A 14,486-nucleotide genomic window follows, 5' to 3' on the forward strand; every position below is an offset into this window, starting at 1 on the left:
GGGATCCTTCCGTCGGCGGGTGGGGTGCGCCCGAGCCTGGCCGGGTGGCGTCCGCCGGTGATCAGCCCGGAGGACGAACTCGCCGCGTCCGCCTCGGCCCGGGGTATGAGACGCACCCGGTGTGCGCCCGGCGGCCGCGGCGGAGATCATGGGGGCATGACCGGTTCCCGCCCGGGGGTGGGCGTCGTCGGGCGCCGCCTCGTGCAGTTCCTGCTGGACGAACTGCTCGTCTTCGGGCCGATGCTGCTGCTCGCGATCGCGGTGGTCTGGCTGTTCCACCCGCACGGCCCGGCCCTGCTGACGTTCCTGAAGGTCGTCCTCTACACGATGCTGGCGCTGGACCTGGTGGGCCTGTGGTTCGTCCACGCGTGGTGGCCCTACCGGCACGGCGGCCAGACGCCGGCGATGCGGTGGCTGCGCCTGCGGATCGAGACGCTCGAGGGCACGCACCCGTCGTTCGGCGCGTTCTTCGTCCGCGAGCTGCTGATGGTGGTCGACGGCTTCGCGTGGGGGCTGGCCGGGATCGTGGTGATGCTGGTGACCCGGCGGCGGCAGCGGTTCGGCGACGTCGTGGCGCGCACGGTTGTCGTGCGCGTCCCGCGGTCAGCGCACCAGGCCGCTTTCCCAGGCCCAGATGGCGATTTCGGTGCGGTTGCGGGCGCCCAGCTTGCGCTTGGCCGCGCCGATGTGGGTCTTGACCGTGGGCATCGACACCACGAGTGAGCGGCAGATCTCGTCGTTCGTCTCGCCGCGCGCCACGGCCTTCACGACGTCGAGCTCGCGCGGGGTGAGCGGGTTTTCCGGCGGGGTGACGCGCCGGGGGGCGCGGCGCGCGTAGTGCGCCAGCAGCCGCGTGGTGATCGCGGGGGAGACCAGCGCCTCGCCGTGGGCGGCCGCGTGCACGGCCTCGACGAGCAGGTTCGGCCCGGCGTCCTTGAGCAGGAAACCGCAGGCACCGGCCCGCAGCGCCGCGTGCACGTTCTCGTCGAGCCCGAAGGTCGTCACCATCACGACGTGCAGGGGCTCCGGGACGTCCGGGCCGGCCAGCAGTTCCGTCGCCCGCAGCCCGTCCACCCCGGGCATCCGGATGTCCATCAGCGTCACGTCCGGGCGCAGCCGCCGGGCCAGCCGCACCGCCTGATCGCCGTCCGCGGCTTCGCCGACGACCTCGATGTCCGGCTCGCCGTCGAGGATCAGCCGGAACCCCGCGCGAACCAGCGCCTGGTCGTCGGCGATCAGCACGCGCACCGGCACCCGGTCTCCCCTCGGCTCAGCCCGGCCGGAGCGGCAGCCGCGCGGCCACGCGCCAGCGCCGACCCTCCGCCGGACCCGCCTGCACGGTACCGCCCACCGCCGCCACCCGCTCCGCCATCCCCAGCAGGCCGTAGCCACCCCGGCGGGCGGGCCGGCCGGCACCGTCGTTGACCACCTCGACCAGCAGCTCCCCGGGCGGCTCGTGGCGCACGAGCACCCGGACGTCGGCGGCTTCGGGCGCGTGCCGGCGGACGTTGGTGAGCGCCTCGGTGAGCAGCCGGTGCGCGGTGGTGACGACTTCCGGCGCGACCGCGAGCCCGGCGAGGCCGGGGCCGACGTCCAGGTGGATGCGGTCGTCGTCGGGGACCGCGCGGTCCACGGCGGTGGCGAGGTCGGCCGGCGGGACGAAGAGGTCTTCGTCGCCGGTCCGCAGCGCCCCGACCAGCCGGCGCATCGCGGACAGGGCCGCCGCGCCCGCGGTTTCCAGCTCGGCGAACGTCGCGGTGTCGCCGCCGGTCCGCTCGGCGACGCGGTGCGCGGCCTGGACGCGCACGACGATGCCGCCGATCTGGTGAGCGACGAGGTCGTGCAGTTCCCGGGCCAGCCGCAGCCGCTCGGTGGTGCGGAGTTCGAGCACCTCCACCCGGTGGCGGACGTCGGCGTCGCGCAGGACCAGGCCGCCGGCCAGCGCGCCGCCCCAGACCACCGCGGCGCCGGCGGCGTAGAGCGCGGACGGCGTTTCGGCGCCGTAGCGCAGGATCGGGGCGAGGGTCGCCGCGCAGCCACCGAGGACCGCCTGCGCGGTGGCCGCCCTCGGGGACAGCCGGTGGCAGCACGCACCGACCATCAGCGCCAGCGCGAGCGCTTCGGCCGAACCGGGCTGCGGCGGCAGCCGGGCGCCCGCCGTGGCGAGCGCGGCGGCGACGGCCGTGCCCAGCAGTGACAACCCGGACACGGCGGCGGCCAGGCCGGCGATGTGGCCGGGGAACCGGCGGCGCAGCACGGCCAGCAGCGCCACGACCGGGCCGACGCCCGGCGCGAACTCGATGGCGATGGTGGCGAGCTGACCCCGGCCCGGACCGGCCCGGGCGGCGACGACCGTGTCGAGCACGACCAGTGCCCCGAGGACGACCGCCTCGGCCACGAGCGGGCCACGGCGGCCGGTCCACGGGATCCGCGGGTGGCCGGCGAAGGTCATCTGCCGATGGTGCCGCACCACGCGTCCGCGCGCCCCACGCACCGGGCGGAACTCGTACCGGGGTACGAGACGGCGGCGCGCATCTCCTACCGGCGGCCGATCGCGGGCCCGGCGTTCCGCGGAAGACTCGGGCCGATGGACGATCGAAGCGAAGGGGTTCCGATGCGGGAGGCCGGCACCACCGGCACGCGGCCCGCCGAAGGCGTGATCGAGGGCCTGCCGGGCTGGTACTTCGTGCTCGTCGGGCTGCTGGTGGCGAGCAACGACCTCAGCCGGCAGTTCAGCGACCGGTACGGCTGGGTCGCGCTGCTGCCGCTGGTGCTCGTGGCGGTGCACCTGACACTGTGGTTCACCCTGTTGTCCCGCCGTCGGCGGTACCTGCGGGCGGTGTGGCGGAGCAAGCAGGCGCTCGCGCTCGTGGCCGTCCTGTTCACGCTGCGGCTGCTGCTGCAGTTCGGACTCGCGAAGCTGACCGGCGAAGCCGCGCCGCTGCACAGCTACGCGCACCTGGTCATCGGGCTGGTGATGCTCGTCGTGACCACCGCCGGGGCGTGGTTCGACCAGTGGCTCGTCCTGCGGGTGGTGAACCGGGACGCGAATCGCGGACGGTGATTTTCCGCCCAACAGCTGTCGATTTCTTCGCGGGGTCCGGAAAGTGGTCAAAAAATCATCGGACGGGGTGGCCGGGTTTTCGGTTGCCGGCGCCGCGCCAGGCCGGAATCAGGTGGTTCGCCAGGGCGAGGACAACGCCGGCCGCCACGCCCGGCCACCGGTCCGGGACCGGTTCGAGCGCGCCGATCGCCGCGCACCCCGCGCTGCCCGCGGCGAGCGTGACCGCTCGGGACACCACCGCCCACGACACCGTCTCCGCGCCGAAACACCCGCACGGCACACCCGGCCGGCGCGTCCGCAGCACCGCCGCGTAGCCGGCAAAAGCGCAGTACAGCGCGGCTTGCGCGGCCACCGGGAGAGCTGCGGCAGCGGGATCCGCGAGCAGGACCGCGAGCACGGCCACGCCCACGAGGACTTCCGCGCCCGTGGTCGCCGCCGCCACGAAAGCCGTCGGCGGCAGCAGGCGGTGGACGCGCAGCACCGCCCGGTGCTCCTGCGGGCGCGCCGCGTGGGTCACGCCGGCCGCGGCCAGCAGAATCGCCCCGAATGCCGTCAGCGCCGTCATTCCCGCGGACCAGATGTGCATGGACCCACTGTATTCCCCCGGCGGAATTACCGTCCCCGTTCGGAGCAATCGGGGAACCGGTGGAAAACGATCGTGGCCACCGTGGAATCCGTCGGCTAGTCTCACCGGGGGCGATTCCGGGAATCGGAGGTCTCATGGCGACACAACGGCTGCGATTGATGGCGCCGAGCGGGGACCGGGTGACCGTGGGCCTGCCCGCGGCGGCCCCCGTTTCGCACGTGGTGGCCGGCGTCCGGTTCGTCGGCGGCTCGTACGGCACCGGGTTCCAGATCGGGCCGCGCGGCTACCACGATTTCGCGTGCACGCACGTCGCCCCGGCCGAAACCCGGGAGCGCCTGGTCGTGCACGGCCGGGAGGTCGCCGTCGCCGAGGCCCGCGACGGGCAGTCGTCCGTGGCCACCCTGTTCGGCGCCTACCACGAGCTGATGACGGTGTACGCGGGCCCGGCGCCCCGCCGCGACCGCGTGCTCGCCCTGTTCGGCTCGCTGCGGATCGAAGACCACGTCGACGGCATGACCGTCGTCCCCCGCGCGGAGACGTTGCTGGACCCGATGAACGAGCACTTCGTGGTCGTGGTGAAGGACCACGGTTCGCTGTCGATCCCCGCCCCGCGCCAGGCCGCGGCGATGATCCCGCGGCACGCGGGCGCGCGCACGCGGCACGGCGAAGTCTGGAAGTCCGGGTACGCGACGGAGCCCGCGCGCTCGTTCGTCCTCGGCTGCCCGGCGGGCCTGGCCGAGGTCCACCTCGCCACCACGGCGGCGAAGACCGAGCGCGAACGGCTCGACTGGCTCGACGGGATCGACATCGCCTGGGACCGCCGATGACCCCGTCGATCGCGGTCACGCTCCTCACGTGGGCGGCGATCATCCTGCTGTTCTTCGGGCTGGCGGCCGTCCTGCGCGAAGTCCGGCTGCTGCGCGGGATGGTCACCCGGGCCACGGACGGATTCGTGGCCGCGCCGCCCGAGCTGGTGCTGGGCCCGCGGTTCGCCGGGGACGGCGGGCGGATCGTGGCGGCGGTCGATTCGGGCTGCCCGCTGTGCCTGACGGTGGTCGAGCGGCTGGCCGGGCTCGGCGCGGCCGCGACCCTGCTGACCCACGAACCCCTGACGACGTGGGCGGAGCTGGCCCGCGGCCTGCCGGTGATCAGCGACGGCGAAGCGTGGCGTTCGGTTTCCCACCTTTCGCCACCGGTGCTGATGTCGCTCGACGGCACCGGCCGCGTCCGCCGGATGCTGCTCCCGGTCCGGGCGGCCGAAGTGGACACGGCACTGGCCGGCTGGGCCGGCCCGGAGGAAGGAGGCGAGCCCCGGTGACGCTGGAGCTGGCGCACATTCCCGACGTCGACCGCCCCGGCCCGGACGCCCGCGCCACCCGCGCGGGACGGAAGCTGAAGGTCCGCGGTACGCGCCGGACGTTCCTGCGCGCGGTGACGCTCGGGGCCTTGACGATCGGCGCGACCGCGCTCGACTGGTCCGGCCTGTCCCGCGTCCGGAAGGCGGACGCCGAGTTCAGCCCGTACGGCATGCCGGGCTTCGACCGCAACGACTGCCGGGACGCCTACCCCACCGGCTACGCCGAACTGACCGACACCAGCGGCACCTACGTCAACACCTACGCCGCGTGCTTCGGCGGGTTCTGGCGGGGGAGCACCTACTGCGAAGCGGGCTGGCACAAGTACGGCACGTGGAACGAGGGTGGCATCCAGGTCGACCACCAGCCGGTGGCCAACACGTGCGGCCAGTTCGTGGGCAAGAACGCGTGGCGGTGGACGACGCCGGACCTGAAGGTCTACCGCTGCTCCGACGGCTTTTCCACCTTCTGGGGCGGCGGGTACACCGGCCAGACGTACCTGACGATCTGCCGCGCCGCCCTGTGACGGAAGGGAACGCCCGGCGGCGGTGGCACCCGCTGACGATCGCCGCCGGGCTCGTGCTCGCCGCGGCCGCCGTGACGATCGCGCTGGTGTTCGCGCCGGGCCGGCTGCTGCCGGGCGCGTGGCTCGTCCTGTGCGCGGCCGCCGGGTTCGCCACCAGCGGCTCCAGTTGAAGCCGGAACTCGGCCTTCGTGCTGAGCTCGCCGGTCTGGCGAGGCACTCCGACACTGGCGTTCTGCGCCGGGCTCGTCTGCGGCGGCGCCCTGACCGCGCTCGTCCTGATCGTGGCGGGTTCCCTGCTGCGCGCCCCGCTTCCGGCGCTGGGGTGCTGGGCCGTGGTGGCCGCGGCGCTGGGTGCGGTGCTGCTCCGCGAAACGGGCGTGTGGTCGTTCCGGCTGCCGGAAAACCGCCGGCTGGTGCCCGACACGGTGTTCCGCCTCGGCCGCCACCTCGGCCCGCTGCAGTTCGGCTTCGAGATGGGCACGGGTGCGCGCACCTACCTGCCCAGCGGCCTGCCGTACGTCGCCGCGATCGCCGTGGCCCTCACGGCTTCGCTGCCCGCGGCGCTGTGCGCGGGCGCGGGGTTCGGGCTCGGCCGGGCCTTGATGACGACGGCGAACCTGCGCTACGACGGCGAAAACGGCTGGGACGGCGAATGGCGGGCCCACGGCCGGGAGCTCAAGCTTCTGACCGGGGCCGCCTTCGTCGTCCCGCTCGCCGCGGTGGCGGTCACGGTGCTGTCTGGTACGCCCTGATCACGGTCTGGGTGACCGCGTTGCCTTCCGTGTCGCGGGCGGTGATGCGCAGCGACACGAACCCTCCGCCCGGTGGGTTGTGCGCCACCGCGAGACCGCCGTTGCCGAGGCGCACGGCCGGTACGGACGTCCACTTCGCACCGTCGTCAATGGACGTTTCGACGCGCAGGTCCGCCAGCCGGAACTCGCCGGCGCCCGGCTGCCGCTGGGCGGTCAGGGCGAGCACGAACGGCTTCCCGGCCGGGGCCCGGCTCTGGTCGTCGACCGCGCCCTCGGCCCGGACCACCAGCAGCGGCAACGGTTTCGCCGGCGCCGCCACACCCGGCTCGCGGAACGTCCACGCCACGTCCACCGCGGTGCCCACCACCGACCACGGCACGCTGCGCGTGGCCACGGACCGCAGCGTGTAGGTGCCCGCGCCGTCCGGGATCGCCAGCGTCCCGAAGGCGGGGCTCGCCGTGGTGGCGAGCGTGACGCCGTCGCGCGACAGGGTGGCCGTGCCGGTGAGGCCTCCCGGCGGCGAGGTGTACTGCTCCGGGTCGCTGCCCGACACCAGCGGGATCGCGTACGCCAGCTGGTTCCCGGCGCGGACCACCCCCCAGCCGTCCTGGGGTGCGCCGAAAGCGGGCCCGACCGGAGCGCGGTTCCAGCCGGAGTGCTGCGGCCCGGGCCGGTACGTCCGGTACGAGTAGTTGCTTTCCGCGTCGGTCAGCGGGTCCGGGTACACCGCCAGGAGGTGCTGCCAGCTCACCCCGGTCGTGTAGTACTCGGTGCGCCGGCTCGGCAGCGTCTGCGCCGCGACCTGGTACGTCCCGCTGTCGGCGCCCGGGAACCCGAACGTGACGTCGTCGAGACGCAGGCTCTCGGCCGGTTTCCCCTGGGTGTGGTAGCGGGCGTCGACCACCGCGAGGTCCCGGTCGCGCACCCGGAACACGGGATCGGCCGGCACGCGGCCGCGCTCGAGCAGCGCCAGCTGGTAGACGTACCCGTTCGGATCGGCCCCGGGCGGCTTGGCGCCCAGTGTCGCCCGGAAGTACAGCGCGTAGGTGTGGTCGGTGACCTCGCGGTCCGAGCCTGCCGCGTACAGCTCGGTGCCCGGCTGGGCGATCCAGGCGAGCGTGCTGGTGCGGGTCCCGTCCGGATTCCCGGACACCAGGCCCAGCTCGCCGCCCTGCAGCCGCGCGTTGGGCCGATCGACCACCGCGCGCAGTGGTTTGCCCGCGCGGGCGTCCAAAGTGAACGAAACATCGCCGGTCACCGGCTGACCGGGCCGCGACAGCAGGGTCACGGCGGCGGGCCGGGTCTGGCCCGCCGGATCTCCGGACACGTCGAACGCGTTGAGGTCGTAGCGCCCCTTGGGCACCCGCACCACGGCCGTGCCGTCGGCGCCGAACGGCCGGACACCGAACGCGGCTCCCGTCGCGGTGTCGACGAGCGTGGCGACCCCCGCGGTGAACCGCCCGTCCCGGCCGATCAGCCGCACGGACACGTCGTAGCTCTCGGGCTCGAGGAAGGCGCCGAGCGCGGTCTGCACGGTGATCCCGGGCGCCGTCGCGGTCAGCCTGCCGCCGTGCTGCCCGGCCGCGTCCCCGCCCGCCCGGAGGGTGACGCCGACGTCGGCATCGCCGTGCGCGGGCACGACCACGGACGTCGCCGAGGGCGTGAACAGCGGCTGCGGGTTCGTGGCCAGCGACAAGGTGACGGCCGCGGCTCCGTCGTTGTGGTAGGTCACGGTCTTCGTGACGGGTCGCGTACGCGGCCAGGCGACGAAGCCGTAGCCGAGGCTGCCGGTGGTGGCGGTGACCTGCTGGGTGACCGCGCGCCCGGCGTCGACCCGGCCGGCACCCTGCTCGGCGACGTCGGCGGTGGGTTCGGCGGTGCTCGTCAGCGTGGTCTTGAGCCGGCCGGCGAGCCAGTCGGGGTGCCGCTGGAGCAGCAGGGCCGCCGAACCGGCGACGTGCGGTGCCGCCATCGACGTCCCGGACAGCCGGGCGTAGGCGGCGTCCACCGGCGCGGTGTCGCCGTCGCGCGTGCCCTCGGCCCGGGCCGAGACGATGCCTTCGCCCGGCGCCGCGATGTCGGGCTTGACCGCGTGGTCGCCGAGCCGCGCGCCCCGGTTGGAGAACGGGCTGGTGGTGTCCCGGGCCGACACGCTGCCGACGGCCAGCGCCGCGTCCGCCGCGGCGGGCGCGACGACCGGTCCCGGTTCGGGCAGGTCGAGCGAGCGGTCGTTGCCGGCCGCGGCGACGAACAGGGTGCCGTAGCGGGCGGTCAGCGCGTTCACCGCCTGGGACACCGGGTCCGTGCCGTCGGTCGCGTCGCCGCCCAGGCTCAGGTTGACCACGCGGACCTTCGGCGCGATCCACTCCATGCCGGCGATCACCGCGGATTCCGGGCAGCCGTAGGCGACGCAGACCTTGCCGCTGACCAGCCGGGCGTCCGGCGCCACCCCGCGGTAACGCCCACCGGAGGCGGCGCCGGTCCCGGCGATGATGCCGGCGACGTGCGTGCCGTGCCCGAGGTCGTCGCCCGCGTCCGGCCTGGTCCCGGTGAAGTCCTGCGCTTCGACGACCTTGCCGGCGAGATCGGGGTGATCGGCCCGGACACCGGTGTCGAGCAAGCCGACCGTGACGCCGCGGCCCGTGTACCCCGCCTGCCACGCGGCCGGGGCGCCGATCTGCGGCACGCTGACGTCGAGCGCCGGGGCGGCCAGGCCGTCCAGCCACACCTTGCCGACCCCGGCCCGCAGCACGGACCCGGCGGTGAGCCAGCTCCAGAACTCCGTTCCCCGGCGCCGGTCCTGGCGCAGGGCCGTGCCGCGCACGCTCGGCAGGTCCCGGACGGCCGTGGTGGCGGGCGGCGTGGCCGCGGGGGAGCCGTCGGAAGCGGTGACGATCAGGGGGAGACTCCCGGCGGAGTCGGCGAGGTGCTGCCGCAGCAGCTCGGAAACGTCGAACAGCCGGGAATCGAGCCGGCCGGAGGCGACCAGCGCCAGGGCGTCCGACGGCACCACGGTGATGTCGCCGGGCCTCGCGGGGGTGTGCGTTTCGCGGAAGAAACCGATCCGCTCGCGCCCCGGGCCCGGTTCGACCGTGACCGTGTTTTCCCCGCGCGAATTCGACAGCACCCGCACCCGGTCGCCGGTGATCAGCGTGACGGATTGGCCCGAATCGCGCGGCACGCCGGGCGCGGCGGCCGGTTCCGCCGCCGCCGGAACGGGCAGTGACCACCCCGCCACCACCACGGCCGCCAGCGCCAGCTGTCTTCGATGCATGTCAGGACCCTCCGGCTGAGATCGTTTCCCCCGGATTTCGTCTCGGCAAATGCGAGCCGGAAAAATAGCCGCGCGGTCGCCGCGGTCACGTTAACACCGGTCCGGGCCGTCCGGGCAATACATCATTTCCGTGAACCAACCGCCGATAATTGATCACCAAAATACCGACAGTGGCAAAATGTGGGGGAAGCTATTCGGCGCGGCTGCGTCACGGCAGGCGTGGCGGTGCGGTGCTGGCGCGGGCGGCCAGCTTCGGCGCGAGCAGCCGCGTTCCGGGCGCGGTGCCGTCGTCGAGCTGCCCGATGACCGTTTCGACGGCCAGCGCGCCGATCTCCCGCGCCGGGATCGCCACGCAGGTCAGCTCGAGCAGGCTGTGGGCGGTCAGGCTGTCCGGGCAAACCGCGACGAGGGAGATGTCCTCGGGCACCCGCAGCCCCCGCTGGCGCAGCCCCGTCAGCACCGCCGGCAGCGCCGTTTCGTTGTGCACCACGAGACCGGTGACGCCGGGGTGCCGGGCGAAGAGCGCGTCCAGGCCGCGCAGCGTCCGCCGGTGGGTGTTCCCCCAGGCCAGCGTCGTCGAGCGGACACCACGGCGCGCCGCTTCCGCCGTGAAACCCAGCGCGAGCCGTGTCGCGGAGCTGCTGCCGCGCCGGTAGGCCGCGGGCGGCGAGCCGATCAGGGCGACGTGCTCGTGCCCGAGGCCGGCGAGGTGGCTCAGGCACAGCGCGCCCGCCGCGGCGAAGTCGAGGTCGAGGCAGCCGAGCCCGCGCGGCCGGTCCGGCACGCCGATCAGCACCGCCGGCCGGCCCAGCCCGAGCAGCACGGGCACGCGCGGATCGGCCGCTTCGACGTCCATCACCACGACGCCGTCGGCGACGGAGGAGGACACCGCGCGGCGCAGCGCGGCGGGGCCCTCTTCGGCGGTCAGCAGGAGCAGGGCGTGATCACGGGCGCCGGCCGCGGCGATCGCGGCGGCCACGAATTCCCGGACGACGACATCGTGGGCGCCGGCGCGCAGCGGGACGACCAGGGCCAGGACGTTCGTCCGGTGACCGGCCGCGAGCCGCGCCCCGGCGGGCCGGTGGTGACCGCGCTTGCGCATGGCGTTTTCGACTGCCCCCCCCAGAGACGGCGATCCGGCACGATGATCGTCGAACCGCATCGACGACCATCGAACGTAGAACACCCGCCAGGGATGTGCAAGCGGCTCTCAGCTGGTCCGAGGGGGGCTCACCGGGTTCGGTGAAGATCGAACCGTTTCGATCACCCGGCCGTGGACACCGGCCCGGCCGGCGCGAGAGGAAACCGAACGGCCCCTCGCCGCGAACGGCGAGGGGCCGGGCACCGGGAATCAGGCGAGGGCCGCGTCCATGGTGATCGTCGTGCCCGCCAGGGCCTTCGACACCGGGCAGGTCTTCTCCGCCGTCTCCGCGTACTCCGCGAACTGCTCCGCCGTCACGCCCGGGATCGAGGCGCGCAGGGTGATCGCGATGCCGCTGATCTCGAAGCCGCCGCCCTTGGCCGGGCCGAGCGTCACCTCGGCACTCACGTCGATCGAGTCCGCCGTGAGCTGCTGGGACTCCAGCACGCCCGACAGGTTCATCGCCAGGCAGGACGAGTGCGCCGCCGCGATGAGCTCTTCCGGGCTCGTCTGGCCGTCCGGGGCGCCCGCCCGGGTCGGGAACGAGACCGCGAACGTGCCCGCGTTGGACGAGTCCAGCGTGACCTCGCCCTTCCCGCTGTTCAGTCCGCCGACCCAGTGGGTGGTGGCGTCACGGCTGGGCATAAAGCCTCCTCAGTGCTCGGGTGCGTCAGTGCTCGGACGGATACGCGGCGGCCGACGCCGTCAACCGCCGCAGGGTGGTGATCAGTTCCCGCCGCTCCTGCTCGCCGAGGCCCAGCGCGCAGCCGATCGCCGAGGGGACACCGGCGGCGCGCGTGCGCACCGCCCGGCCCTGGTCGGTCAGGCTGATCACGACCGTGCGTTCGTCGGCGGGCAACCGCGTCCGCGTCACCAGGCCGTTGGCCTCGAGCCGCTTCAGCAGCGGGGAAAGCGTGCCGTAGTCCAGGTGCAGCGCCTCGCCGATCTCCTTGACCGGCCGGGCGTCGGACTCCCACAGCACCAGCAGCACCAGGTACTGCGGGTAGGTGAGGTCCAGCTCGCCGAGCAGGGGACGGTACGCGTCCGTCACCGCGCGCGACGCGGCGTAGAGCGCGAAGCAGGCTTGCTCGTCGAGAAGGAACTCATCCGGCACGTTCACAAACCTAGCCCACGATTACATCGTGCGCAAGGTATCCGGAACTGTCGGACCCCTCTGGCAGAGTGCGGCCCCATGACCGAACGACCCCAGCGCCCGGAGGTTCCGCTCACCGGCGGCGAGCGCGAAATCCTGACCGGGCTGCTCGACTACCACCGCGCCACCGTCGCGTGGAAGTCCGGCGGCCTCACCGAAGACCAAGCCCGCCGGGCGCACCTGCCGAGCGAGCTGACGACCGTCGCCGGTCTGGTCGCCCACCTCACGCTCAACGAGGGGTTCTGGTTCGGCGTCGTCGTCGACGGCGAGGAGGACACCTGGGAGGAGCAGCTCGAGCAGGACCCGGACGCGGAGTTCCGGGTGCCGCCCGGGACCACCGTGGACCAGCTCCTCGCCGCCTACGAGCAGCGATGCGCCCGCAGCCGCGAGATCGTCGCCAAGCACGACCTCGACGATCAGGTGACGTACAAGGACGAGACCTTCAACGTCCGCTGGGTCCTCACGCACATGATCGAGGAGACGGCGCGGCACGTCGGCCACCTCGACGTGCTGCGCGAGCTCACCGACGGTCTCACCGGGGAGTGACCTTCTTCGGCGGCAACGGGAAGAAGCCGCTGGTGCGCTCGACGTAGTGCGCGTACGCCGGGCGAGTGCGCGCCATTCCCTTCTCCAGCATGGGTTTGCCCGTCCCGCGGGCCAGGGTGAACGTCATCGCCACGGGGGAGAGGATCGTCGCCGCGCCCGGCCACGTCGAGCACGCCAGCAGGTAGAGGCCCCACCACACGCACGCGTCGCCGAAGTAGTTCGGGTGCCGCGTGTAGCGCCACAACCCGGTGTCCAGCACGCGGCCGCGATTGACCGGGTCCGCCTTGAACCGGCGCAGCTGGTCGTCGCCGATCGTCTCGAACGCGAAACCGACCAGCCACACCGCGACACCGAGCCAGCCGAGGACGCCGATGCCGGTGCCGTCCACGGCGAACTGCACCGGCAGCGACACGAAGTACAGGACGACGGCCTGGAACAGGTACACGCGCAGGAACATTTTCCCCGGCCCGTGCCCCATCCGCGCGTACCGCGGGTCCTCCGGCAGCTTGTGGTTGCGCAGGTGCAGGTGCACCGAAAGCCGCACGCCCCAGACGACCGTCAGGGCGACCACCACGAGCCGCAGCGGCAGCGGGCCGTCGCCGAACGGGAAGGCGGCCACCGCGACGATCGCGAACCCGAGCCCCCAGAACGTGTCGATCGTGTCGTACCGCCCGCGCGCCCGCGCGATCCCGAAGGTCACGGTCACCGCCACGAGCGTGACGACGGCGGTGACGAGCAGCTGCGGCATCGTCACCACTCCCGCGTCGCGGGCATACCGCTCCGGCCGTGCCGGTCGGGCCGCACGGCCAGGATCTGGTCCACGCCCATCCGGTTCTCCTCGAACGCCAGCGCCCCGCCCACCAGGTACAGGCGCCAGACCCGCGCGCCCGTCTCGCCGATGAGCGCGACGACGTCGGCCCAGTTCTCCTCCAGGGTGGCGGCCCAGGCCCGGACCGTCCAGACGTAGTGCTCGCGCAGCGCCTGCACGTCCCGCACCTCGAGCCCGGCCGTCTCCAGGTGGCCGATGGTCCGCCCGACCGGGCGCATCGTCATGTCCGGCGCGATGTACCGCTCGATGAACGCGCCGCCGCCGGGGGCCACGTGCCCCCGCGACATCTGCTGGAGCAGCACGCGGCCGCCCGGCTTCACCATGCGGTGCAGCGTCGCCGCGTACGCCGGGTAGTTGACCTCGCCGACGTGCTCGCCCATCTCGATCGACGCCACCGCGTCGAACGGCGCGTCCGGTAGCTCCCGGTAGTCCTGCCGGCGCACCTCGACGCGGTCTTCGAGGTCGTGCTGCGCGAGCCGGCCGCGGGTGTGCTGCAGCTGCTCGGCCGAGAGCGTGATGCCGACGGCCTCGACACCGTGGTGCTTGGCCGCGTGGACGAGCAGCGAGCCCCAGCCGCAGCCGACGTCGAGCAGCCGCATGCCCGGCCGGAGCCCCAGCTTGCGGCAGATCAGCTCCAGCTTGTCGTGCTGCGCCTGCTCCAGGCTCGACGAGCCGGAGGTGAAGTAGGCGCACGAGTACGCCATCGACTCGTCCATCAGCAGCTGGTAGAAGGCGTTGCTCAGGTCGTAGTGGTGGGCGATGGCGGAGCGGTCGCGCAGCAGGCTGTGCAGTTTCCCGGACAGCCGCGCCTCTTCGGCGGGCGGCTTCGGCGGCAGCCCGGCGACGCCGAGCCGGGCCGCCAGCTTGACGGCCTCGGCCCACTCGCGCGGGCCCGGCTTGGTCCGGTTGAGCTCACCCGCGCGGGTCAGGGCCCAGATCCGGCGGAAGCCGTCCGCCAGGTCTCCTTCGACCTCGAGGTCGCCGGTGACGTAGGCGCGGGCGAGCCCCAGCTCGCCGGGCGCGTACAGCAGGCGGCGCAGGGCACGGCGGTTGCGGAGCACGACCGTCGGTGCGTTTTCCGGGCCGGCGCGGGTCCCGTCCCAGGTCCGGAGGCCCACGGGAAGGGGGCCGCCGAGGAGTTTCGCGGCGAACGAGGCGAGGCGGTGCGCGGTGGTGTGCGGCATGTCCGGGATTCGCTCTCCCCGCCGCGGTGGATTGGTCGCCCGGTCCGGCAATCCGGGCGGGCCGCGGTCCCGAAGG

The 14,486-nt window shown here is 73.7% G+C and carries 17 protein-coding genes; 8 read left to right on the forward strand and 9 right to left on the reverse strand.

The annotated features are described in order from the left end of the window. Positions 1-156: 156 nt before the first annotated feature. Positions 157-723: an RDD family protein gene (locus QRY02_RS04330; protein ID WP_285990186.1), complete on the forward strand. Its 567-nt coding sequence runs from the start codon at positions 157-159 to the stop codon at positions 721-723. Here QRY02_RS04330 and QRY02_RS04335 read toward each other — a convergent pair. Together QRY02_RS04335 and QRY02_RS04340 are read right to left on the reverse strand one after the other, a co-directional pair. Further along, positions 604-1,254 (reverse strand): response regulator, encoded by a 651-nt coding sequence (locus tag QRY02_RS04335; RefSeq protein ID WP_285990187.1) that lies wholly within the window; start codon positions 1,252-1,254, stop codon positions 604-606. The genes QRY02_RS04330 and QRY02_RS04335 overlap by 120 nt on opposite strands. 16 nt (positions 1,255-1,270) lie before the next feature. Next, the gene (locus QRY02_RS04340) at positions 1,271-2,452 is read right to left on the reverse strand and encodes a sensor histidine kinase (RefSeq protein ID WP_285990188.1); all 1,182 of its coding nucleotides are present in this window, start codon (positions 2,450-2,452) and stop codon (positions 1,271-1,273) included. A gap of 135 nt (positions 2,453-2,587) precedes the next feature. On the opposite strand from QRY02_RS04340, the gene QRY02_RS04345 reads away from it, so the two are divergent. Further along, positions 2,588-3,064, forward strand: coding sequence for a hypothetical protein (locus tag QRY02_RS04345; RefSeq protein WP_285990189.1), 477 nt, complete (start codon positions 2,588-2,590; stop codon positions 3,062-3,064). A 55-nt stretch (positions 3,065-3,119) separates the two neighbouring features. On the opposite strand, the gene QRY02_RS04350 is transcribed toward QRY02_RS04345, so the two are convergent. Then, the gene (locus QRY02_RS04350) at positions 3,120-3,650 is read right to left on the reverse strand and encodes a MauE/DoxX family redox-associated membrane protein (RefSeq protein ID WP_285990190.1); all 531 of its coding nucleotides are present in this window, start codon (positions 3,648-3,650) and stop codon (positions 3,120-3,122) included. A gap of 134 nt (positions 3,651-3,784) precedes the next feature. On the opposite strand from QRY02_RS04350, the gene QRY02_RS04355 reads away from it, so the two are divergent. Genes QRY02_RS04355 through QRY02_RS04375 form a run of 5 tightly spaced genes read left to right on the forward strand, consistent with a single transcriptional unit; the run spans position 3,785 to position 6,283 of the window. Continuing rightward, a complete protein-coding gene (locus QRY02_RS04355; protein ID WP_285990191.1) occupies positions 3,785-4,477 on the forward strand; it encodes a hypothetical protein in 693 nt (230 codons plus the stop codon). After that, positions 4,474-4,968, forward strand: coding sequence for a hypothetical protein (locus QRY02_RS04360; RefSeq protein WP_285990192.1), 495 nt, complete (start codon positions 4,474-4,476; stop codon positions 4,966-4,968). Before QRY02_RS04355 ends, QRY02_RS04360 begins: the two co-directional genes overlap by 4 nt. Beyond that, entirely contained in the window at positions 4,965-5,531 is a 567-nt protein-coding gene (locus QRY02_RS04365) for a hypothetical protein (protein WP_285990193.1), read from the forward strand. Before QRY02_RS04360 ends, QRY02_RS04365 begins: the two co-directional genes overlap by 4 nt. Then, positions 5,528-5,701 carry a hypothetical protein gene (locus tag QRY02_RS04370; RefSeq protein ID WP_285990194.1) on the forward strand — a complete coding sequence of 58 codons (174 nt, stop codon included), beginning with the start codon at positions 5,528-5,530 and terminating at the stop codon, positions 5,699-5,701. The genes QRY02_RS04365 and QRY02_RS04370 overlap by 4 nt, the downstream gene beginning before the upstream one ends. A gap of 18 nt (positions 5,702-5,719) precedes the next feature. Further along, positions 5,720-6,283, forward strand: a complete 564-nt coding sequence (locus tag QRY02_RS04375; protein ID WP_285990195.1) for a hypothetical protein — start codon at positions 5,720-5,722, stop codon at positions 6,281-6,283. Here the strand turns inward: QRY02_RS04375 and QRY02_RS04380 are convergent. The 4 genes from QRY02_RS04380 to QRY02_RS04395 all read right to left on the reverse strand — a co-directional run bounded on the left by QRY02_RS04380 (position 6,258) and on the right by QRY02_RS04395 (position 11,812). Beyond that, positions 6,258-9,557, reverse strand: a complete 3,300-nt coding sequence (locus tag QRY02_RS04380; protein ID WP_285990196.1) for a S8 family serine peptidase — start codon at positions 9,555-9,557, stop codon at positions 6,258-6,260. The genes QRY02_RS04375 and QRY02_RS04380 overlap by 26 nt on opposite strands. Before the next feature lie 208 nt (positions 9,558-9,765). Beyond that, complete coding sequence (locus QRY02_RS04385; protein ID WP_285990197.1) at positions 9,766-10,659, reverse strand: LacI family DNA-binding transcriptional regulator; 894 nt, start codon at positions 10,657-10,659, stop codon at positions 9,766-9,768. Positions 10,660-10,908: 249 nt separating this feature from the next. Further along, entirely contained in the window at positions 10,909-11,343 is a 435-nt protein-coding gene (locus QRY02_RS04390) for an OsmC family peroxiredoxin (RefSeq protein ID WP_285990198.1), read from the reverse strand. A 25-nt stretch (positions 11,344-11,368) separates the two neighbouring features. Next, positions 11,369-11,812: a MarR family winged helix-turn-helix transcriptional regulator gene (locus QRY02_RS04395; RefSeq protein WP_285990199.1), complete on the reverse strand. Its 444-nt coding sequence runs from the start codon at positions 11,810-11,812 to the stop codon at positions 11,369-11,371. 78 nt (positions 11,813-11,890) lie between these two features. Between QRY02_RS04395 and QRY02_RS04400 the strand changes: the two genes are divergently transcribed. Then, positions 11,891-12,397 carry a DinB family protein gene (locus QRY02_RS04400; protein WP_285990200.1) on the forward strand — a complete coding sequence of 169 codons (507 nt, stop codon included), beginning with the start codon at positions 11,891-11,893 and terminating at the stop codon, positions 12,395-12,397. On the opposite strand, the gene QRY02_RS04405 is transcribed toward QRY02_RS04400, so the two are convergent. Together QRY02_RS04405 and QRY02_RS04410 are read right to left on the reverse strand one after the other, a co-directional pair. Next, positions 12,384-13,145, reverse strand: coding sequence for a DUF1295 domain-containing protein (locus QRY02_RS04405; RefSeq protein ID WP_285990201.1), 762 nt, complete (start codon positions 13,143-13,145; stop codon positions 12,384-12,386). The two genes, QRY02_RS04400 and QRY02_RS04405, sit on opposite strands and share 14 nt — an antisense overlap. Before the next feature lie 2 nt (positions 13,146-13,147). Continuing rightward, positions 13,148-14,410, reverse strand: coding sequence for a class I SAM-dependent methyltransferase (locus QRY02_RS04410; RefSeq protein ID WP_285990202.1), 1,263 nt, complete (start codon positions 14,408-14,410; stop codon positions 13,148-13,150). Between the last annotated feature and the right edge of the window lie 76 nt (positions 14,411-14,486).

Source organism: Amycolatopsis sp. DG1A-15b (assembly GCF_030285645.1).
GTDB lineage: Bacteria > Actinomycetota > Actinomycetes > Mycobacteriales > Pseudonocardiaceae > Amycolatopsis.